Origin of the sequence: Halopseudomonas sp. MFKK-1, from assembly GCF_027474385.1 — a bacterium.
In the GTDB taxonomy this organism is placed as follows: Bacteria; Pseudomonadota; Gammaproteobacteria; order Pseudomonadales; family Pseudomonadaceae; genus Halopseudomonas; species Halopseudomonas aestusnigri.
In genome coordinates this window covers 178,361-198,001 of sequence record NZ_CP114836.1, presented here as the reverse complement: position 1 = coordinate 198,001, position 19,641 = coordinate 178,361, and the positions used below count along the sequence as shown (strand labels likewise).

The 19,641-nt window shown below is 60.2% G+C and carries 16 protein-coding genes; 10 read left to right on the top strand and 6 right to left on the bottom strand.

Annotated elements, in window-relative coordinates:
• Positions 1-10 precede the first annotated feature (10 nt).
• A complete protein-coding gene (aceE, locus tag O5O48_RS00935; protein ID WP_269687888.1) occupies positions 11-2,668 on the bottom strand; it encodes a pyruvate dehydrogenase (acetyl-transferring), homodimeric type in 2,658 nt (885 codons plus the stop codon).
• A gap of 279 nt (positions 2,669-2,947) precedes the next feature.
• Between aceE and glnE the strand changes: the two genes are divergently transcribed.
• The 10 genes from glnE to O5O48_RS00885 all read left to right on the top strand — a co-directional run bounded on the left by glnE (position 2,948) and on the right by O5O48_RS00885 (position 14,726).
• Positions 2,948-5,902 (top strand): bifunctional [glutamate--ammonia ligase]-adenylyl-L-tyrosine phosphorylase/[glutamate--ammonia-ligase] adenylyltransferase, encoded by a 2,955-nt coding sequence (gene glnE, locus O5O48_RS00930; RefSeq protein ID WP_269687887.1) that lies wholly within the window; start codon positions 2,948-2,950, stop codon positions 5,900-5,902.
• Positions 5,903-5,975: 73 nt separating this feature from the next.
• On the top strand, positions 5,976-6,899 hold the full coding sequence (locus tag O5O48_RS00925; protein WP_088275742.1) for a branched-chain amino acid transaminase: 924 nt from the start codon (positions 5,976-5,978) through the stop codon (positions 6,897-6,899).
• Between the two features lie 82 nt (positions 6,900-6,981).
• The gene (gene waaF, locus O5O48_RS00920) at positions 6,982-8,028 is read left to right on the top strand and encodes a lipopolysaccharide heptosyltransferase II (RefSeq protein ID WP_269687886.1); all 1,047 of its coding nucleotides are present in this window, start codon (positions 6,982-6,984) and stop codon (positions 8,026-8,028) included.
• Positions 8,029-8,033: 5 nt separating this feature from the next.
• Positions 8,034-9,095: a lipopolysaccharide heptosyltransferase I gene (gene waaC, locus O5O48_RS00915; protein ID WP_269687885.1), complete on the top strand. Its 1,062-nt coding sequence runs from the start codon at positions 8,034-8,036 to the stop codon at positions 9,093-9,095.
• Positions 9,095-10,216, top strand: coding sequence for a glycosyltransferase family 4 protein (locus O5O48_RS00910; protein ID WP_269687884.1), 1,122 nt, complete (start codon positions 9,095-9,097; stop codon positions 10,214-10,216). The genes waaC and O5O48_RS00910 overlap by 1 nt, the downstream gene beginning before the upstream one ends.
• The gene (gene rfaP / locus O5O48_RS00905; RefSeq protein ID WP_269687883.1) at positions 10,213-11,034 is read left to right on the top strand and encodes a lipopolysaccharide core heptose(I) kinase RfaP; all 822 of its coding nucleotides are present in this window, start codon (positions 10,213-10,215) and stop codon (positions 11,032-11,034) included. The genes O5O48_RS00910 and rfaP overlap by 4 nt, the downstream gene beginning before the upstream one ends.
• Positions 11,031-11,777 carry a lipopolysaccharide kinase InaA family protein gene (locus O5O48_RS00900; RefSeq protein ID WP_269687882.1) on the top strand — a complete coding sequence of 249 codons (747 nt, stop codon included), beginning with the start codon at positions 11,031-11,033 and terminating at the stop codon, positions 11,775-11,777. Before rfaP ends, O5O48_RS00900 begins: the two co-directional genes overlap by 4 nt.
• Complete coding sequence (locus O5O48_RS00895) at positions 11,774-12,550, top strand: lipopolysaccharide kinase InaA family protein (RefSeq protein ID WP_269687881.1); 777 nt, start codon at positions 11,774-11,776, stop codon at positions 12,548-12,550. Before O5O48_RS00900 ends, O5O48_RS00895 begins: the two co-directional genes overlap by 4 nt.
• Positions 12,547-13,968 carry a lipopolysaccharide kinase InaA family protein gene (locus tag O5O48_RS00890; RefSeq protein ID WP_269687880.1) on the top strand — a complete coding sequence of 474 codons (1,422 nt, stop codon included), beginning with the start codon at positions 12,547-12,549 and terminating at the stop codon, positions 13,966-13,968. Before O5O48_RS00895 ends, O5O48_RS00890 begins: the two co-directional genes overlap by 4 nt.
• A gap of 89 nt (positions 13,969-14,057) precedes the next feature.
• Positions 14,058-14,726 carry an acetyltransferase gene (locus O5O48_RS00885; protein WP_269687879.1) on the top strand — a complete coding sequence of 223 codons (669 nt, stop codon included), beginning with the start codon at positions 14,058-14,060 and terminating at the stop codon, positions 14,724-14,726.
• An 11-nt stretch (positions 14,727-14,737) separates the two neighbouring features.
• Here O5O48_RS00885 and O5O48_RS00880 read toward each other — a convergent pair whose 3' ends face one another.
• Genes O5O48_RS00880 through O5O48_RS00860 form a run of 5 tightly spaced genes read right to left on the bottom strand, consistent with a single transcriptional unit; the run spans position 14,738 to position 19,613 of the window.
• Positions 14,738-15,787 (bottom strand): glycosyltransferase family 2 protein, encoded by a 1,050-nt coding sequence (locus O5O48_RS00880; protein ID WP_269687878.1) that lies wholly within the window; start codon positions 15,785-15,787, stop codon positions 14,738-14,740.
• Complete coding sequence (locus tag O5O48_RS00875) at positions 15,784-16,503, bottom strand: sulfotransferase (protein WP_269687877.1); 720 nt, start codon at positions 16,501-16,503, stop codon at positions 15,784-15,786. Before O5O48_RS00875 ends, O5O48_RS00880 begins: the two co-directional genes overlap by 4 nt.
• Positions 16,469-17,524, bottom strand: coding sequence for an ATP-grasp domain-containing protein (locus O5O48_RS00870; RefSeq protein WP_269687876.1), 1,056 nt, complete (start codon positions 17,522-17,524; stop codon positions 16,469-16,471). The genes O5O48_RS00875 and O5O48_RS00870 overlap by 35 nt, the downstream gene beginning before the upstream one ends.
• A complete protein-coding gene (locus O5O48_RS00865; protein WP_269687875.1) occupies positions 17,521-18,603 on the bottom strand; it encodes a sulfotransferase in 1,083 nt (360 codons plus the stop codon). The genes O5O48_RS00870 and O5O48_RS00865 overlap by 4 nt, the downstream gene beginning before the upstream one ends.
• Positions 18,603-19,613, bottom strand: a complete 1,011-nt coding sequence (locus O5O48_RS00860; protein WP_269687874.1) for a DegT/DnrJ/EryC1/StrS family aminotransferase — start codon at positions 19,611-19,613, stop codon at positions 18,603-18,605. The genes O5O48_RS00865 and O5O48_RS00860 overlap by 1 nt, the downstream gene beginning before the upstream one ends.
• Between the last annotated feature and the right edge of the window lie 28 nt (positions 19,614-19,641).

The window sequence follows — 19,641 nt, the reverse complement described above, 5'->3', positions numbered from 1 at the left end:
GCGTCGCTCCTTAGCAGTCCAGCGGATTGGGTTTGTCAGCATCCAGGCCAAAGGCCTTGAGCGCATCGGTCAGCACCTTGGGCTTGAGTTTGCCCTGTTCAACCAGCGCGCTGAGCGCGGTGTAGGCAACCCAGTGGCGATCCACCTCGAAGAAGTGACGCAGTTTGCGACGGCTGTCGCTGCGGCCGAAGCCGTCGGTGCCGAGCACCTTGTAGGGCGCAGGCACCCACTGGCGAATCTGATCGGCATACAGCTTCATGTAGTCGGTGGCGGCGATGACCGGGCCCTGACGCTTGTCCAGACACTGCTCGACGAAGCTGGTCTTGGGCTTGCGGGTCGGGTGCAGGCGGTTGTCGCGCTCGACTGCCAGACCGTCACGGCGCAGCTCGTTGAAGCTAGTGACGCTCCAGATGTCGGCGCTGACGCCAAAGTCGCTCTTGAGGATGGCGGCGGCTTCGCGCACTTCGCGCAGGATGGTGCCGGAGCCCATCAGCTGCACGTGCAGATCGCCCGGCTTGCCGGTGGAGTCGAGCAGATACATGCCGCGCATGATGCCGTCTTCCACGCCTTTGCCCTTGGGCATGGCCGGTTGGGTGTAGGCCTCGTTCATGACGGTGAGGTAGTAGTAGACGTTCTCCTGCTCCTCCATCATGCGCCGCGCGCCCTCGCGGATGATCACTGCCAGTTCATAGCCGTAGGTTGGGTCGTAGCTGCGGCAGTTGGGAATGGTCGACGCCAGCAGGTGGCTGTGACCGTCCTCGTGCTGGAGACCCTCACCGTTCAGGGTGGTGCGGCCGGCGGTGCCGCCGATCAAAAAACCCTTGGCGCGGCTGTCGCCGGCGGCCCAGGCCAGATCGCCGATACGCTGGAAGCCGAACATCGAATAGAAGATGTAGAACGGCAGCATCGGCTGGTTGTGCGTGCTGTAGGCCGTGCCGGCCGCAATCCAGCTGGACATCGCACCGGCTTCGTTGATGCCTTCCTCGAGGATCTGACCTTTCTTGTCCTCGCGATAGAACATCACCTGATCCTTGTCGACCGGCTCATACAGCTGACCGACCGAGGAGTAGATGCCGAGCTGACGGAACATGCCTTCCATGCCGAAGGTGCGGGCTTCGTCCGGCACGATGGGTACGATGCGCGGGCCGAGTTCCTTGTCCTTGACCAGTTGCGACAGAATGCGCACGAAGGCCATGGTGGTCGAAATCTCACGGTCGCCGGTGCCGTCCAGAATGGCTTTCAGGGTGTCCAGCGGCGGAATCGGAACACGCTTGCTTTCGACGCGGCGCTGCGGCATGTAGCCACCGAGCGCTTCGCGGCGGGCGTGCAGGTACTTGTATTCGGCACTGCCTTCCTCCGGTTTGAAGAATGGCAGTTTTTCCAGTTCGTCGTCGTTGACCGGAATGTCGAAGCGGTCGCGGAATTTCTTCAGGCTGTCGATATCGACTTTCTTGGTGTTGTGCGCGGTGTTCTGACCCTGGCCGGCACCGGTGCCGTAGCCCTTGATGGTCTTGGCCAGAATGACCGACGGCTGGCCTTCGTGGTTGACCGCCTCATGGTACGCGGCATACACCTTGTACGGGTCGTGGCCGCCCCGGTTGAGCTTCCAGATTTCCTCGTCGGAGAGGTCCTTGACCATCTCCTTCAGCTCGGGGCGGGTGCCGAAGAAGTGCTCGCGCACGAACGCACCGTCCTTGGCCTTGTAATTCTGGTAGTCGCCGTCGACGGCTTCTTCCATACGCTGTTGCAGCAGGCCGTTGTCGTCCTTGGCGAACAGCGGGTCCCACATGCGCCCCCAGATGACTTTGATGACGTTCCAGTCGGCACCGCGGAAGCTGCCTTCCAGTTCCTGGATAATCTTGCCGTTGCCGCGCACCGGGCCGTCCAGACGCTGCAGGTTGCAGTTGATCACGAAGATCAGGTTATCCAGTTTCTCGCGACCAGCCAGCGAGATGGCGCCGAGGGTTTCCGGCTCGTCGGTTTCACCGTCGCCCACAAAGCACCAGACCTTCTGCTTGCCCGGCTCGATAAAGCCGCGGTGCTCGAGGTACTTCATAAATCGTGCCTGATAGATCGCCTGAATCGGGCCCAGGCCCATGGAGACGGTCGGGAACTGCCAGAAGTCGGGCATCAGCCACGGGTGCGGGTAGGAGGACAGGCCCTTGCCGTCGACCTCCTGGCGGAAGTTCTCCATTTGCTCTTCGCTGATGCGGCCTTCCATGAACGCGCGGGCGTAGATGCCGGGCGAGGCATGGCCCTGGAAGAAGACCAGGTCACCGCCGTGTTCCTCGGTCGGCGCCTTGAAGAAGTAGTTGAAGCCGATGTCGTAGAGCGTCGCACTGGAGGCGAAGGTGGAAATGTGGCCACCCAGATCCGGGTCCTGCTGGTTGGTGCGCATGACCATCGCCAGGGCGTTCCAGCGGACCAGCGAGCGAATGCGGCGTTCCATGAACAGGTCGCCGGGCATGCGGGCTTCGTGGGTCACCGGAATGGTGTTGCGATACGGTGTAGTGATGGCGTACGGCAGCGGGGTGCCGCTGCGGCTGGCCAGCTCACCAAGCCGGGTCATCAGGTAGTGCGCGCGGTCTTCACCCTCGTTGTCGAGGACGGACTCCAGCGCGTCGAGCCATTCCTGGGTTTCGAGTGGATCAATATCATCGTGCTTCATTGTGGTCTCCAGACCTTGTGGGCCTTGCAAGTGCCGGAAGCGGTCGCGAACCTGCCGATCGGAGGGTGTCGACCTGGGCTTGCCAAACACCTGTGGGTGTTGTGACAGGGTGTATTGGAATTTGTTCTGTAGTTTTACTACATAAAATCAGCTTTATCCAGTCCGCAAAGGTCTAATTTGTAGTTGTACTACATTCAGACTATCTGGTCATGTTGCGCCGCTTCCCCGTCGGCAGCCATCGTGGCAAGCTGCTGTTTCGGTTCATGAACAGGATAGACCATGCCATCTACGCTGCCCCCGCTGCCGGAGTCCCTGCAGGCAACCCGTGATCATCATCTTGCCCAGTGGGCGGCCGCGCTCGCCCAGGCGGGGCTGACCGAGCGTCGGTCGGAGCTCGGTGAGGTCTTTGAAGCAGAGCTGGCGCAGGTGCTGGCAGCCAGTGACTTCGTGGCAGAGCAGCTACGCCGTGATCCTTTGCTGGCCTGGCGGCTGGTGGAGCAGGGGCGTTTGACCCGCTCACTCGAAGAGGGCGAGCTGCGTGGCCTGCTGCGGCAGGTGCTGGAAGGCTGTGACAGTGAGGAGCAACTGGCGCAGCGTCTGCGCCGTTTTCGTCAGTGGCAGCAGGTACGCATCATCTGGCGCGACCTGACCCGCCGGGCAGCATTGAAGGAAACCACCCGGGATCTCTCGGATATGGCCGACGCCTGCATCGACGAGGCCTATCAGTGGCTGTACCGGCTCTGCTGTACCAGCTTCGGCGAGCCGGTCAGTCGTGACGGTGTGCCGCAGCACATGGTGGTACTCGGTATGGGCAAATTGGGCGCGGTCGAGTTGAATCTGTCGTCCGATATTGACCTGATCTTTGCCTATCCCGAGGCAGGTGAGACCCGCGGCGGTCGCCGCAGCCTGTCGAATCAGGAGTTTTTCATTCGCCTGGGGCAAAAGCTGATCAAGGCGCTGGATGCGCCCACGGTCGATGGCTTTGTGTTCCGTGTCGACATGCGGCTGCGCCCCTATGGTGACAGCGGTGCGCTGGTGTTCAGCTTTGACGCGCTGGAACAGTACTACCAGAGTCAGGGGCGCGACTGGGAGCGCTACGCCATGATCAAGGCGCGGGTGGTGGCCGGTGATCAGCAGGCCGGCGCCGAGCTGCTGGCGATGCTGCGGCCGTTTGTCTACCGGCGTTACCTGGACTTCGCCGCGATTGACGCGCTGCGCACGCTCAAACAGATGATTCAGCGCGAGGTGCAGCGTAAGGGCCTGCACGACAACGTCAAACTGGGCTCTGGTGGCATCCGCGAGGTCGAATTTATCGGTCAGGCGTTCCAGTTGATTCACGGAGGGCGTGACCGCAGCCTTCAGCAGCGGCCGATTCTGGGGGTGCTGAAAACCCTGGGTGAGAATAACTACCTGCCTGCTGAAGCAGTGCAGGAACTGACCGATGCCTATGGCTTTTTGCGTGATACCGAACACGCCCTGCAGGCGGTTGATGACCGCCAGACGCAGATGCTGCCGACTGATCCGCAAGGCCAGGCGCGGATTGCGTGGATGCTCGGTTTTTCCAGCTGGGAGGCCTTTCGTGAGCGACTTGACGCCGAACGTTGGCGTGTAGCCCGTCATTTTGCCGGCGTGATTGCGGACCCGGACGAAGACGAGGACGAGCTGCAGTCGAGCCAGACCGACTGGGTGCCGTTGTGGGATGGCACCCTGGAGCCGGAGCAGGCACTGCAGCAACTGACAGAGGCTGGCTACACCGAAGCGCCAGCGGCCTGGAAGCGTCTGCAGGATCTGCTCGGCTCGGCCAGGGTGCGCGCCATGCAGCGGGCGGGGCGCGAGCGGCTGGATACCTTCATGCCGCGGCTGCTGGCCATGGCCTGCGAGCAGGATAACCCCGATCTGGCTCTGGAGCGCGTGCTGCCCCTGGTCGAGGCAGTGGCGCGGCGCTCTGCCTATCTGGTGCTGCTGACCGAGAATCCGGGTGCACTGCGTGAGCTGCTGGTGCTGTGTGCGGCCAGCCCGTGGATCGCCGAGCAGATTGCCCGCTACCCGGTGGTGCTGGATGAGCTGCTGAACGCCGGACGACTTTACCGGCCACCGGTCGCAGAGGAGCTGGCCGACGAGCTGCGCCAGCAGTTGCTGCGCATCCCCGAGGACGATCTTGAACAGCAGATGGAAACCCTGCGCTATTTCAAGCGGGCGCACGTGCTGCGCATTGCTGCTTCGGAAATTGCGGGCACCCTGCCGCTGATGAAGGTAAGTGATTACCTGACCTGGATGGCGGAAGCGATCCTGCAGCAGGTGCTGATGCTGGCCTGGCGCGAGATGGTCGCACGCCACGGCCGCCCGGCGCGGGCCGACGGGTCGCGCTGCGAGCTGGATTTCATCATTATTGGTTATGGCAAGGTCGGCGGTATTGAGCTGGGGCATGGCTCCGATCTGGATCTGGTGTTTATCCACGACGGTGCTCCGCAGGCCGATACCGATGGTGAGCGACCGATCGAGGGTAGCAAGTTCTTCACCCGGCTGGGGCAGCGGGTGATCCACATGCTCAATACCCAGACGGTTTCCGGGGCATTGTACGAGGTGGATATGCGCCTGCGGCCGTCCGGCGATTCCGGGCTGCTGGTCAGCTCGCTGGCGTCGTTCTCGCGCTATCAGCTGGATGAGGCCTGGACCTGGGAGCATCAGGCACTGGTGCGGGCACGTGCGCTGGTCGGCTGTGAACGTCTTGCCGAACGCTTTCAGGCGCTGCGGGCTCAGGTGTTGGGCCGCCAGCGCGATGAGCAAACACTGCTGCGCGAGGTCAGCGACATGCGCCAGAAGATGCGCGACAACCTCGGTACCAAGGCAACGCGGGCCGGTACAACGGCAGATGCCTTCACCGCGGCGCAATTGTTTGATCTCAAGCAGGACGCAGGTGGTATCGTTGACATCGAATTTATGGTGCAATATGCGGTTCTTGCCTGGTCGTGCCGGTACCCCGAATTACTGCGCTACACCGACAACATCAGGATTCTTGATGAGCTGCAAAACGCCGGTCTGATCGCCGGTGAGGATGTCACCAGCCTGCAGGAGGCTTACAAGGCCTACCGGGCTGCAGCTCATCGCCTGGCTCTACAGAATCAGCCGGGCAAAGTAAGCGGCGACCAGTTTCATGATTTCCGACACGGGGTCATCAAGCTCTGGCAGCAGGTGCTGCCACCCCAGGAGCCGATCCCCGATACGCGGGTGTGATCGGCTAGGGCGCGCTCAGGCAGAAACCAAGAACGCAAGACTGATTGAATAGATACGTATGGAGCTGGCTGCTATGTCGATGGCCGATCGTGATGGTCTAATCTGGTTTGATGGTGAAATGATTCCCTGGCGTGAAGCCAATATTCACGTGCTCACGCACTCGCTGCACTACGGCATGGGCGTATTCGAAGGTGTCCGTGCCTACAAGACCCCGGATGGCACCGCCATCTTCCGTCTGGACGCACACACCGATCGCCTGTTCGATTCCGCCCACATCATGGGCATGAAGATTCCCTTTACCAAGGAACAGCTGAACGAGGCGCAGCGCGCCGTGGTTCGCGAGAACAACCTGGAAACCGCCTATATTCGCCCGCTGGTGTTCTACGGATCCGAAGGCATGGGTATTCGCGCTGACAACCTGAAGGTACATGTTGCCATCGCAGCCTGGCATTGGGGTGCCTACATGGGCGAAGAAGCACTTGAGCGCGGCATCAAGATTCGCACCAGTTCCTTCACCCGTCACCACGTCAACATCACCATGACCCGTGCCAAGGCCAGTGGTGCCTATATGAACTCCATGCTGGCGCTGCAGGAAGCGGTTTCCGCCGGTGCCGACGAGGCGCTGCTGCTGGATCCGGAAGGCTATGTTGCCGAGGGTTCGGGCGAGAACGTATTCATCGTCAAGAACGGCACCATCTATACCCCGGAAGTGACTGCCTGCCTTAATGGCATTACCCGCGCAACCGTGCTGGCGCTGGCGTCGCAGTTCAATATCCCGGTTGTCGAGAAGCGTATTACCCGCGACGAGGTGTATATCGCCGACGAGGCTTTCTTCACCGGCACCGCCGCCGAAGTTACGCCGATTCGCGAGCTGGATTGCCGCCAGATCGGTGCAGGCCGTCGCGGGCCGATCACTGAAAAACTGCAGAAGGCATACTTCGATCTGGTCACCGGCCAGACCGCAGAGCACGCCGAATGGCGGACGCTGGTCGGTTGATAGCCGCAAGTGGCAAGCCTCAAGCGGCAAGTATTTGCGCGCCGCTTGGGGTTTGTTGCTTGAGGCTTGAAGCTCGAAGCTTATGAACATCCTGATTATCGGTCCCAGCTGGGTTGGCGACATGGTGATGGCGCAGACGCTGTTCACCTGTCTGAAGCAACGCCATGGTGACGGCTGCATGATCGATGTGCTGGCGCCTGACTGGAGCCGGCCGATTCTCGAGCGCATGCCGGAAGTGCGCAGCGCGCTGAGCTTTCCGCTCGGTCATGGCGCGCTGGAGCTTGCTACCCGGCGGCGCATTGGGCGCAGTCTGGCCGGTCAGTACGATCAGGCGATTCTGCTGCCCAACTCCCTCAAGTCAGCGCTGGTTCCCTTCTTTGCCGATATTCCGCTGCGCACCGGTTGGCGTGGCGAGATGCGCTACGGTCTGCTCAACGACGTACGCAAGCTGGACAAGGACGCCTACCCGCTGATGATCGAGCGCTTTATGGCGCTGGCCTATGAGCCCGGCACCGAGCTGCCAAAACCCTACCCACGCCCGTCGCTGCAGATTGATCCGGCATCGCGCGATGCGGCCTTGGCGCATTTTGGCCTGGAGCGTGATCGTCCGGTGCTGGCGCTGTGTCCGGGGGCCGAATTTGGCGAGGCCAAGCGCTGGCCTTCGGAGCATTATGCTGCCGTGGCCGAGGCGCGCATTCGGCAGGGCTGGCAGGTGTGGTTGTTCGGCTCGAAAAATGACCATGCGGTGGCCGAACAGATTCGCGCTCGCCTGATTCCGGGGCTGCGTGAAGAGTCGACCAACCTGTGTGGCGATACCAGTCTGGCCCAGGCGATTGACCTGCTGTCGTGCGCTGACGCGGTGGTCAGCAATGACTCGGGGCTGATGCATGTGGCTGCGGCGCTGAATCGCCCGCTGGTGGCGGTCTACGGCTCGACCTCGCCCGGTTTTACGCCGCCGCTGGCTGACCAGGTGGAAATGGTGCGGCTGGGTCTGGATTGCAGCCCCTGCTTTGATCGGACCTGCCGGTTTGGTCATTACAACTGTCTGCGTGATCTGGCACCTGCCCAGGTGGACGCAGCGCTGGATCGGCTGGTAGGCGATCTGCTGCCCGACCCGCAGGACAGCTGATCCTGATGCGGGTGCTGCTGATCAAGACGTCCTCGCTCGGGGATGTCATTCATACCCTCCCGGCATTGACCGATGCTGCGCGCGCTATCCCAGGCATCCGTTTTGACTGGGTGGTGGAAGAGGGCTTTGCCGAAATTCCGTCCTGGCATCCGGCCGTGGAGGCCGTGATTCCGGTGGCCATTCGTCGTTGGCGCAAGAAGCCGTTTCAGGCAGTGCGCAGCGGTGAGTGGGGTGCCTTCAAGCGCCGTCTGCGCGAGACTGACTATGATTTGGTGATCGATGCACAGGGCCTGCTCAAGAGCGCCTGGCTGACCCGCTATGCCCGCGCCGAGGTGGTGGGGCTGGATCGGGACTCGGCCCGTGAGCCGCTGGCCGCACGCTTCTATCAACGTCGGCTGCCGGTACCCTGGGGCCAGCACGCGGTGGAGCGTACTCGCCAGCTGTTTGCCCAGGCGCTTGGCTACACGCTGGAGGAAGGGCTGGGGGATTACGGCCTGGACCGCGCGGCATTGGGCGCCGAATCGGCCAGCACGCCTTATGTGGTGCTGTTGCATGGCACCACCTGGGTGACCAAGCACTGGCCCGAGCTCTATTGGCGGCAACTGGCCGAGCGGTTGGTTGCCAGCGGTGTTGATGTGCGCCTGCCGTGGGGGAGCCTCGATGAGCAGGCCCGTGCGCTGCGCATCGCTGAAGGGCTGGAAGGCGCGCTGGTATTGCCCCGTTTGCCGTTGCGTGATGTTGCCCGGCAGCTGGCCGGTGCCAGCGCCTGTGTCGCAGTCGATACCGGGCTCGGCCATCTGGCAGCGGCGCTGGATGTGCCGACCCTGTCGCTGTTCGGGCCAACCAATCCGGGCTTCACCGGCGCCTACGGTCGTGCACAGCAGCATCTGGCCAGCGATTTTGCCTGCGCGCCCTGTCTGCGCAAGCAATGTACCTATAAGCCGACCCCTGAGGATGCCCGCCGGTTCGATCTGACCCGCGAGCAACCTCTGTGCTTTACTCGACTTGACCCCGAGAGGGTCATGCAGCACCTGCAACCGCTGCTGTCCAACAAGAGAATCGTCTGATGCAGCTGGCTTTTGTGCTTTACAAGTATTTTCCCTTTGGCGGTTTGCAGCGTGACTTCATGCGCATCGCCAAGGTTTGTCAGGAGCGCGGACACAGCATTCGTGTCTATACCCTGATCTGGGAAGGCGATATTCCCGAGGGGTTTGAAGTGCTGGTTGCCCCCGTCAAGGCCCTGAGCAATCATCGCCGTAACGAGAAATTCACCGCCTGGGTCGAGGCCGACCTGGTCAAACGCCCGGTCGACCGGGTGGTTGGCTTCAACAAGATGCCGGGGCTGGATGTTTACTATGCTGCCGATCCCTGCTTCGAAGACAAGGCGCAGACCCTGCGCAACCCGCTGTATCGCATCTCCAGCCGTTACCGCCACTTTGCCGAGTACGAGCGGGCGGTATTCTCGCCTGCTGGCAAGACGCAGATTCTGATGATCTCCGAGGTACAGCAGCCGCTGTTTACCAAACACTATAAAACCCCGCTGGATCGCTTCCATCTGCTGCCGCCGGGCATCGCACCGGATCGTCGGGCACCGGCCAACGCGGCCGAGATTCGCGCCGACTTCCGTGCTGAGTTCGGTCTGGCGGACGACGAACTGCTGCTGGTGCAGATCGGCTCCGGGTTTATCACCAAGGGTGTGGACCGCTCGATTCGCGCACTCGCGGCGCTGCCAGCTGACCTGCGCAAGCGCACCAGGCTGATGGTGATCGGTCAGGATGATCCCGGCACCTTCCGGCGCATCGCGCGCTCGCTGGCGGTGGATGACCGGGTGATCTTCATGAAGGGGCGCAGCGATGTACCGCGCTTTTTGCTGGGCGCCGATTTGCTGATTCATCCCGCCTACAACGAAAACACCGGCACTGTGCTGCTTGAAGCGCTGGTGGCGGGTCTGCCGGTGCTGGTGACGGATGTGTGCGGTTACGCCCATTACATCAGCGAGGCAGACTGTGGCCTGGTTGTGCCGTCGCCGTTCAGGCAAGACGAATTGGACCGCATGCTGGCCGACATGCTGCGTAACCCGGTTCAGCGCCGGGAATGGCATGACAATGCGCTGCGATACGCCGATCAGGCCGACCTCTACAGCCTGCCTGAGCGTGCTGCGGATGTGATCCTGGGAGCTGGCGCGTGAGCAATACCCTGATTCTGCGCGAGCCTTTCCTCAGTCTGTGGGCCAATCGCGACGCCTTCGATGCGGTGGAAGCGCTGCAAGGGGAGGTATTTCGCGAACTTGAAGCACGCCGCACGCTGCGCACGGAAGTCAATGGCAAGGGTTATTTCGTCAAGATTCATCGTGGCGTCGGGTGGGGCGAGATTTTCAAGAACTGGTCGACCCTCAAGCGCCCGGTGCTGGGCGCAGGGCAGGAGTGGCAGGCGATTCAGGCACTGACCGCTGCCGGCATCAATACCATGACGGCGGTAGCCTTTGGTGAGCGGGGCAGCAACCCTGCTGCACAGCACTCGTTCATCATTACCGAAGAGCTGGCGCCGACCATCAGTCTTGAGGATTACAGTCGTGACTGGCTGCATAAGCCGCCGGCTCCGGGCATCAAATGGGCGCTGATTCGTCGTGTCGCCGAGATGACCGCGGCAATGCACCGCGCCGGCGTCAATCACCGCGATTGCTACATTTGCCACTTCCTGCTGCATACCGACAGGCCGATGACCGCGCACGACTTCAAACTGTCGATCATCGATCTGCACCGCGCACAGATTCGTCCGACCGTGCCCCGGCGCTGGCGCGACAAGGATCTGGCGGGGCTGTATTTCTCGGCGCTCGAGATCGGCCTGACCCAACGCGACAAACTGCGGTTTTTGCGCGCCTATTTTGCCACCCCGCTGCGTGAAACCCTGCGCTTGGAAGCCCCGTTGCTGGCGCTGCTAGAGCGCAAGGCGCAGAAGTTGCAGGCCCGTTTCGAGCGCAAGTATGCGCCGGGGGCCGATGAATGAAGCGCTGGACCCTGAACCCCGAGTACGCCACCGGGGAGAGCGGTCGGCTGTTCGCCGATCTGGATACGGTGTTTGCGCTTGAAGGCGAAAAGATCACCCAGGATCCACTCAGTACCGTGCACCGGGTCTGGGTTGCCGACCGGTATTACTACGTCAAACGTTACACGGGCGCGGGCAAGAACCTGCGCCGCTACGTTGGCCGTCCGCGAATTCGGGCGGAGTGGGAAAACCTGCTGAATTTCCACGCCTGGGGGATTCCTTCTGCAACAGTCGTCGGATTCGGGCAAGAACGCCGCCGCGGCGCATTCGTGCGCGGCGCACTGATTACCGAGGAGTTGCCTGATACCTCTGATCTGGCGCGTATTGCATCGCAGCGTGATGGGCGTTTGCGCGATGGCGCATGGGTTGCGCACGTCTCGCGCCAAATCGCCTGGGCGACCCGAATGATGCACGATCAGGGCTTTACCCATAACGATCTGAAGTGGCGTAACCTGCTGGTCGACAACCGGGCGCTTGGTAATGTCTACTTCATTGATTGTCCTGGCGGCAGCTTTTGGTGGGGCCCCATGCTGCGCTACCGGATCATCAAGGATCTGGCCTGCCTCGACAAAGTGGCCAGGCATCACCTCAGGCGCAGTCAGCGGCTGGCGTTCTACAAGCTGTATCTGGGCAAACAGCGTCTCGATGGTGCAGATCGCAAACAGCTGCGCGCAATCCTGAACTTCTTCAAGGGACGAGAATGACGCGTACTCCATTTATTGCCGTCAACGCACGGGACGTATTGTCCCGCCACGGACTGGACAGTTTTGAGGCGCTCTGGGCGCTCAAGGTTGCTGCGGTTGATGCGCCGAATACGGGGCGCGGCGGCTGGAGCAGTGTCTGTCGTCTCGAGCTTGAGGATGGCAACGGCCAGCTGCAATGCTTCTACCTCAAGCGTCAGGACAACCACTGCACCCGAACCCTGCACAGCCCGTTGGGTGAGCCCACCTTTGCCCGCGAATTTCGTGCTATCCAGGCTTACGCTAGGAAGGGTATTCCGGCGCTCGAGGCAGCGTTTTTTGCCGCGCGCAGTGAAAAGGGGCACGCCCAGGCCATCCTGCTGACCCGCGCGCTGGATGAGTACGCGCCGCTCGACGAATGGTTCGAGCGTTGGCAGCAACTATCGGCAGCTCAGATCCGCGACCTGATTCAGTCGGCCGCCGCGCTGGTCCGCGCGCTGCACAATGCCGATCGGATTCATAACTGCCTGTATCCCAAGCATGTGTTTTTACGGTTGCACAGCGATGGTGCTGGCGCGCGCCTTATCGATCTGGAGAAAACCCGCCGGGTGATGTTCGGGCAGCGCGATCTGATTCGGGATCTGGAAACCCTGCATCGTCGCAGTCTGGTGCCGAGTCGAAGTCAGCGTCTGCGTTTTGTCCTGACCTACCTGGGCAAGCCTCGCCTTGACGCTGAGGCACGAGCCTTTATCGGTGCCTTGCTGCGTGATGCCACGAGAAAGGGAGTCAACCAATGAGCCAGACGACGGATCTGCGCGGTGCGGGTCGCGAACCGCCTCTGTCGCTTGTCTTGCCTCTGCCTGAAGGCGAGGCGAGGGTGCTCCGCTGGTTGCGCGTATTGCCCGGCAAACGACTGGTCGCTCAGGTTGAAATTGCCGGCTCGGTGCGGTTGCTCAAGCTGTTTATTGCTGCCGGTGCCGAGCGTCACTGCGCACGCGAGGCGTCCGGTATTCGGGCGCTGCAAGCGCAGGGCGTTGCTACGCCTGAGTTGCTGGGCGAGGGCGAAATTGACGGGGGTGGCCGCTATTTGCTCAGCGCCTACCTGGGTGGTGCCGAAACTCTTCAGCAACGTTGGGAGTCACTGCCCGCCCGGCAGCCGGGCGACGCTGACGCGCTGAATCTGCTCGGTCAAGCTCTCAGCCTGATTGGCACCATGCACCACCGCGGCCTGGTTCAGACCGATTTGCATCTGGGCAACTTCCTGTATCACGAAGCGCAGCTTTACGTCATTGATGGCGATGCCGTAGAGGCCTTGAGCCCGGGTACACCGCTTACTCCGGCGCAGGCAGAAGACAACCTGGCGATTTTCTTTGCCCAGCTTGATCCGGAGTGGGATGAGCTCTGCGAGCTGCTGCTGATCGGTTACCTGCAGCACAACCCGCTGGCGCTCAACCCCGACCGGCTGGCAGCACAGATCAAGCGCGTGCGCCAGCGCCGGCTTGATGACTTTCTCGGCAAGACCCTGCGTGATTGCACCCAGTTCTCGGTTAAACGCAGCTGGACGCGGTTTGCCGCAGTTGTGCGCACCGAGTATCAACGTCTGGCATCGCTGCTCGCTGCGCCAGATGACGCGTTGGCCGGCCAAACGCTGCTCAAGGACGGCGGAAGCAGTACGGTTGGCTGCGCTGTCGCTGATGGAAAGTCAGTGGTTATCAAGCGCTATAACATCAAGGGGTTCGGTCACTGGCTGACCCGCTTTTGGCGACCAAGCCGCGCCTGGCACTCCTGGCTTGCAGCGCATCGGCTGCAGTTTCTCGGCATCCCCACGCCGGCACCGCTGGCCATGATCGAGCAGCGTTTCGGGCCGCTGCGACGCCGCGCCTGGTTGCTAACCGAATATTGCCCCGGGGTCGATTTGTTGCATCATCTCGGTAAAGATGGTCTGCAGCTGCCGGATGAGCATACTGCCAAGGCATTGCTGCACCTTTTCGCTCAATTGGCGCAGGCCAGAATCAGCCACGGGGATTTCAAGGCAACCAATTTGCTTTGGCACCAAGGGCGTGTGGTACTCATTGACTTGGACGCAATGCAGGCTCATCGCAGCGAGAGTGGTTGGCGTCGCTGCTGGCAGAAGGATCGGCAGCGTTTTATTCGTAACTGGCCTGCATCCAGTCCGCTTGCTGTCTGGCTGGAGGAGCGGATGCCCGAAGCCTGAGCAAGGCTGTCACAGTGCTCCTGTGTCCAGGTAGTCTGACGTTTTTCGCTAGGTTCCTGATTCAGGGATTCATTAACAGGGAGTTGTTTATGAAGATAGATGAGCTTGCTGCCAACAGGCCGTCGGTTGTGCTTTACGGTGCCGGTGGTCACAGTCGTTCGGTGATAGGAACGATTTTGGCTGCGCAGGAATGGAGGCTTTGCGGTCTCATCAATACCCATCCGACAGAGTGCCCTGATTCGGTGCTGGGATATCCGATACTTGGTGGTGACGACAAGCTGGAAGAGCTGTTGCAGCAGGGCTACAAACGGATCCATGTCAGTATCGGTGACAATCGCGAGCGTCAACAGGCGAGTGCCAAACTGAGCGCGCTGGGTTTTGAGCTGGTGTCGGTACGCAGTGCTACTGCTGAAGTCCTTCCGCACACTACCTATGGGGCGGGTACGTTTTTGCATTCACTTTCCCTCATTGGCGGGGATTGTCAGGTTGGACGGGGTTGTATCATCCAGCCTCAATCCAATTTGGGGCATGAATCCCGGTTGGGAGACTTCGTGCAGCTTGCCCCGGGTGTGCATACCGGAGGCAAGTGCGATATTGCTGAGGGCGTATTTGTCGGGCTTGGTGCTGCCATCTTGCCGCGTATTCGCGTTGGCAAGTACGCGGTTATTGGCGCCAACGCGGTGGTTCGAGAGGATGTGCCTGATTACGCTGTCGTCGCGGGGAACCCGGGGAGGATCATCAAGATCCTGCCCCACTGAGCAGCACTGGGTCAGCTACATAGTTTGCGCGCCAGCCAAAGGCTAACGCGTAGTCCACCGAGACCAGTGTATTTCAGCGCCCATTGATGTGCGGCTTGCCCCGGGATGTGCTCGCTGCGGAGTGTCTCGGCAAGTAGTTGGTTGTCGCCGCGGTGCAGCAATTTATCGATCAGTTTCCAGCGGGTGCGGATGATCTTGGCGTCGATGGCGTTGCGTTGATCGGGAAAGTCATCGTATAGCTTGGCGAGGCAGCGCAGGGTCTCTCGCAGAAACGTCAACTTTTTCTGTCGATCGGCTCTGAATCCCTCGCTCCAGGAGCCGGGGACGTTTTGTCGATACACCGACATACAGTTTGGCAGATAGAGTCCCGAGCCGAGCTTCTGGCTGTAGAGCTCCAGATAGAAGTCGCCTACCGGGGCTTGGCGGAACCAGTCCGGTAGCGTTGCATAAAGTTCGCGCTTGAACATATAGGACGCGGTAGGCGCGAATTGGCGATCGCAGTCAATGATGTCTTTGGCGCAGAAACCATGCTCTTGGTTTATTCGGCGAAATAGCTTCATCTTGTCGCCCTTCAGGCTGATGGCATTGTGCGCGATGAATGCCAGCTCCGGTTGATCTCGCAGGCGTTTGACCTGAATGGCCAGTTTATGCGGGTCAATCCAGTGATCATCACCTTCGCACAGTGCGATAAAAGCTCCCCTGGAGGCTGGCAGCATGGCTTTTGAGGGGCGATTGCCCAGGCTGCGTTGATTGTCCGTCTGAAGAATCGGTTTGATCAGCTTCGGGTAGCGCTCTGCCAGCGATCTGATCGTTGCTGCAGTGCCATCGCTGGAGGCATCGTCGTGAACGATTACCTCGAACGCAAACGGCGTTTGCTGCAGTACGAAGCCTTTAATTGCATCAGTGATCCAGGCCTCGTGGTTGTAGGTTGCGCAGAACACGCTCACCAGCGGAGTAGCGTTCGGATCTTCCCAATGACTGATGACCTCTTGCTGGTCTGGCCAGGGCAATTGGGAAAAGCGCTCGAGCATGCTATTCAGTGCATTCGGTTGTTGGCTCATGTGCGGTTTTCCCAGGGAAAGTCGGTAGAGGTGCTGTTTGCGCCGATAAACTCAACGAAGCGTTGGTAATCGCCGGGCTTGCTGACGTTAATAATCAGCAGGTCATCAGGGCGGTCTTTGAAGTACTCGATAACGTCGCGGTTATAGCGTTCGTAGTTGGCAATCAGAGTCTCCTTGTTATAAGGGTCTTCATCTGATGTGCCATTGATTCGCAGCAAGCTGTACATGCGGCCTGGCTGAATATAGGTAGCCTCCTTCAGCTGCTGGGCTGTCGGAAGTTCCCCATTTTTGCCAAACCTTTTGGCGTGAAAACGTGTCAGCGAGCGGTACCATTGCTCTGCGTCGTCGCGCACGCTGAGGATGAATTTGCTGCCAGGGTAGGCTTTGTCCAGATGCTTGTAGGTCTCCGGGTAACTGAAGGGCACATCCTGGAATACCTGGGCGCTGCGGCAATAGTCGATGATCGGATCGAATTGCCCTTCAAAATAGTGCTCCAGGGCGAGACGCTCTGCTTCGGCCTGGCGCCCCACGGCGAAGCCCAGATCCCGAAACGCTCGCTCGATGGACGTTGTGCCTGTCTTGTTTTTGCCAATGCAGAAGTACTTGGTTTTGCCGGCTACCTTCCAGCGCTTGATCGCCGCGCGAACACGTTTACCAATGGAGCGCTTCCTTTCCATCACATCATCCCTGTTTGGGTTCCGGTAGTGGCGCGGCACCATTTCTGCCGGCGACCAGTCTGGGGGCCAGTTCCTTGAACGCCTGCACACCCGGAAAACTCGCCAGGCTGCCATTGGGCGCTGGCTCTCCACGCGCCCAAGCTACCAGCGCCGCTGGCACGTCTGCGCCGCTCAGGTGATGAAAGGGGTAGTCTCCGCTGAAACGAGGATTGAGGTCGATTACATGCAGCTTGCCTGCATGTTCAATACAATCTATCCCCCAGATGCCCCTGTGTCGGCTCAGCGCGCTCAGATTACTTGCCATGCTCCTGGTCAGTTCGGCTGGCAGGCTGACTGCCTGCTGGCTTTCCCCGTGGCGCATGTGTTGAATGTGGCACGAAACATGGCCCTGGTAATTACCCCGGAGGTCGTTGATAACGCCGGTACATATCTCTCTGCCGTCGAGTGCCGATTGAATGACCACCTCGCCTGCCTCAATGTCAGGCAGATTTCCCCAGTTGGCCAGAGTCGTGGCCACCTGCTTGCTGATGTCACTGCAAGCCTGCACCAGTTGCGCAGTGTTGTGGCACAGGCGCAGGCCAAGTGAACCAAAGCCGAATCGGGCTTTGACTACAAGCGGGAACTGGATGACGCCGTTGCGCACTGCTTCCTGTGCTCCTGTCAGCGAGAATGTTGTCCATGGGGTGGCGATGCCTGCCTGTGACAGCACCTCGGTACTCGCATACTTGTCCAGGCAAAGACGACCCCAATAAGCATCGGGGAGGGTATTGGCAATACCGGCAGCATCCAGCTGCGTGCGCTGCTGACTTAGATGAAACACATCCAGATCATGCAATGCACAAAGCAACCCGACATCGTTCTGATGGCAGAGATCAAGAATAAAAGGGCAATACTCGTCACTGCTGGCCGGTGGGCAGACCACTGCCGTGTCGGCAGCATACATGCCGGGTGTATCCGGGTAGACGTTGCTGGTGATAACGCGACCGCAGCCTTTTAGAGCAGCTCTGAAGTAGTCGACCAGATAGCTGCGTTGGCCAACGCTGGTGAGCAATACGTTCATACCCGTTTGCCATTTCCGGCATCCGCTTGCGAGATAGCGCGGTAGCGTGCGACAAGTTGTTGCTGCTCTTCACCGCCTTGGGTGGCATTGCCGCAGGGGAACGACTCCGCAATGGCCTCAAGATTCTGGGTAAAGTCAGGTAGCTGAAAGTGCGAAGCGAGTTTGCGCAGGCATCCGTGCGGATCGGCACACAGGCTTTCGTAGTCGAGTCTGATCCAGCGTTCCGGCGCAATGCTCTCGAGCTGTCTGCTGATGCTGCGATCAGTGTAATAGACCTGCCCTGCTATCTGGGTGATCGGGTCTTCCTTGATGAGCTGCCCATACTCGGCAGGCTTGACTGACCACCACAGTCTTTCGTCCCGGTAATAGGTGCGGCGTGCGCGGAGAATCGATGGCATGACGTGCTCGGGCGCGCGCTGGATGTGAATGATCCTGAGTTCGGGAAGCGCCTGCATGAAATAGTCCAGATTGAACTGCAGCATTTTGGCCTTGGACATGAATGGCTTGCCAAAGGCGGCCTCAATGCCGGCGAGTTCACTGCGCAGCTCCTTGATGCTGGCCTGCTCCAGCTGCTCCTGACTAAGTAGCTCCGGTTCGTAGGTTGGCAGGAAGCGACGCCAGAAATGGAAAAACTCGCTGACACCCAAGGGCCCATCGGTTTTGCCAAGGCGCGATCGCATTTGTGGTGTGTGACGTCGCTCCGCGAACTCTCCGCCAAGGTCGAATTCGGGATTGAACAACAGCTCCTGAATGAGGGCGCCCAGATACGGCATGTGAGCGAAGCGTGACAGCAGATTGCTGGGCCAGCAAACGGCGCCGCTGGCAGCAAGCAGCTGGCTGGCAAAGGTTATGCCGGAGCGCGGGCATCCTACAAGACCGAATACCGGCATTCGGGGAGCCGCATGCCGTGTGTTGACCAGTTTTTGTACCGGGTTCAGTAATTGCTGGAGTTGCTCAAGCAGGCTTTCCAGCTGAGGGTTGGGCTGGAAGGCCTGCCGGCGGTCTGCAATATGCTCAAGCACAAGTGACTCCGGCTTGGCGATATGGGCCGCATCGGTTTTCCCTTCGCGGTGACTCATCAGGCTACTCCTTGAAAATCTGCTCTACTCGACAGTAATAATTGGGCTATCGCCTCGGCTTGTTGTGGCGACAGTTCTGCATAGAGGGGCAGGCAGAGTACGCGTGAGCTGATGTCTCTGCTCACAGGCAGTGCCTGTTGTGTTCCCAGCCAGTGCAGGCTGTCCAGTGATGGGTAAAAATAGCGGCGCGTCTGGATGCCGTGATCGGTAAGTTTGCGCATGCAGTGGAGCAGCTCGGCTTCACTATCCAAGAGCACCGGGAAATAGGCATGGTTGCAGCTGGATTGGCAATTTTGTTGCTGCAGAATCAGTTCTGTACTTAGTGCGGCGTGATAGCTTTTCCAGACTTGCTCCCGTGCCGGCAGTTGCTGTTCAAGCTCATCCAGCACACAGAGTCCCATCGCCGCCTGAAACTCATTCATCTTGGCATTGATGCCCAGGCTTTCGATGCAATCCGGCCCGGTAATGCCAAAGTTGATCATCTGCTTCGCCTTATCAAGATCGCTCTCTCGCTTGAAGACGATGGCCCCGCCCTCAATGCTGTGAAACAACTTGGTGGCATGAAAACTCAGCGTGCAGGCGTCACCGTAGCTCAGCAGGCTTTTGCCGCCGTGCTTGGCGCCAAAGGCATGTGCGCCGTCATAGATGAGTTTGATCTGGTGCAAGTCTGCCAACTGATCAAAGGACTCTACGTCACAGGCGTTGCCAAATACGTGGACCGGCACCAGCGCCTTGGTATCGGCCGTGATTGCTTTCGCAGCCTGCTCGGCATCCAGGCACCAGGTTTGCGAGTTGATGTCGGCAAAGACCGGAGCAATACCTTCCCAGCGCAGCGAGCTTGCGGTCGCTATGAAGCTGAAGGGCGTAGTGACTGCTTCGGCTGCTTGTCGGTCATGCGGGGTAACATCAAGTACGCGGTAGGCAATTTGCAAGGCCAGTGTGCCGTTGCCTACCAGCAGCAGGTTCTCGACCCCAAGCCACTGTTGCAGGCGTTGGGTCAGGGTTTGCAATAACGGACCGTTGTTGGTCAGCCAACGG

Excerpts from the sequence above, each read along its gene's own strand:
- O5O48_RS00895 (WP_269687881.1), top strand. The coding sequence starts at position 11,774 with ATGACGCGTACTCCATTTATTGCCGTCAACGCACGGGACGTATTGTCC.
- glnE (WP_269687887.1), top strand. The coding sequence starts at position 2,948 with ATGCCATCTACGCTGCCCCCGCTGCCGGAGTCCCTGCAGGCAACCCGT.
- O5O48_RS00885 (WP_269687879.1), top strand. The coding sequence starts at position 14,058 with ATGAAGATAGATGAGCTTGCTGCCAACAGGCCGTCGGTTGTGCTTTAC.
- waaC (WP_269687885.1), top strand. The coding sequence starts at position 8,034 with ATGCGGGTGCTGCTGATCAAGACGTCCTCGCTCGGGGATGTCATTCAT.
- O5O48_RS00880 (WP_269687878.1), bottom strand. The coding sequence starts at position 15,787 with ATGAGCCAACAACCGAATGCACTGAATAGCATGCTCGAGCGCTTTTCC.
- O5O48_RS00870 (WP_269687876.1), bottom strand. The coding sequence starts at position 17,524 with ATGAACGTATTGCTCACCAGCGTTGGCCAACGCAGCTATCTGGTCGAC.
- O5O48_RS00925 (WP_088275742.1), top strand. The coding sequence starts at position 5,976 with ATGTCGATGGCCGATCGTGATGGTCTAATCTGGTTTGATGGTGAAATG.
- O5O48_RS00865 (WP_269687875.1), bottom strand. The coding sequence starts at position 18,603 with ATGAGTCACCGCGAAGGGAAAACCGATGCGGCCCATATCGCCAAGCCG.
- O5O48_RS00910 (WP_269687884.1), top strand. The coding sequence starts at position 9,095 with ATGCAGCTGGCTTTTGTGCTTTACAAGTATTTTCCCTTTGGCGGTTTG.
- aceE (WP_269687888.1), bottom strand. The coding sequence starts at position 2,668 with ATGAAGCACGATGATATTGATCCACTCGAAACCCAGGAATGGCTCGAC.
- waaF (WP_269687886.1), top strand. The coding sequence starts at position 6,982 with ATGAACATCCTGATTATCGGTCCCAGCTGGGTTGGCGACATGGTGATG.
- O5O48_RS00900 (WP_269687882.1), top strand. The coding sequence starts at position 11,031 with ATGAAGCGCTGGACCCTGAACCCCGAGTACGCCACCGGGGAGAGCGGT.
- O5O48_RS00890 (WP_269687880.1), top strand. The coding sequence starts at position 12,547 with ATGAGCCAGACGACGGATCTGCGCGGTGCGGGTCGCGAACCGCCTCTG.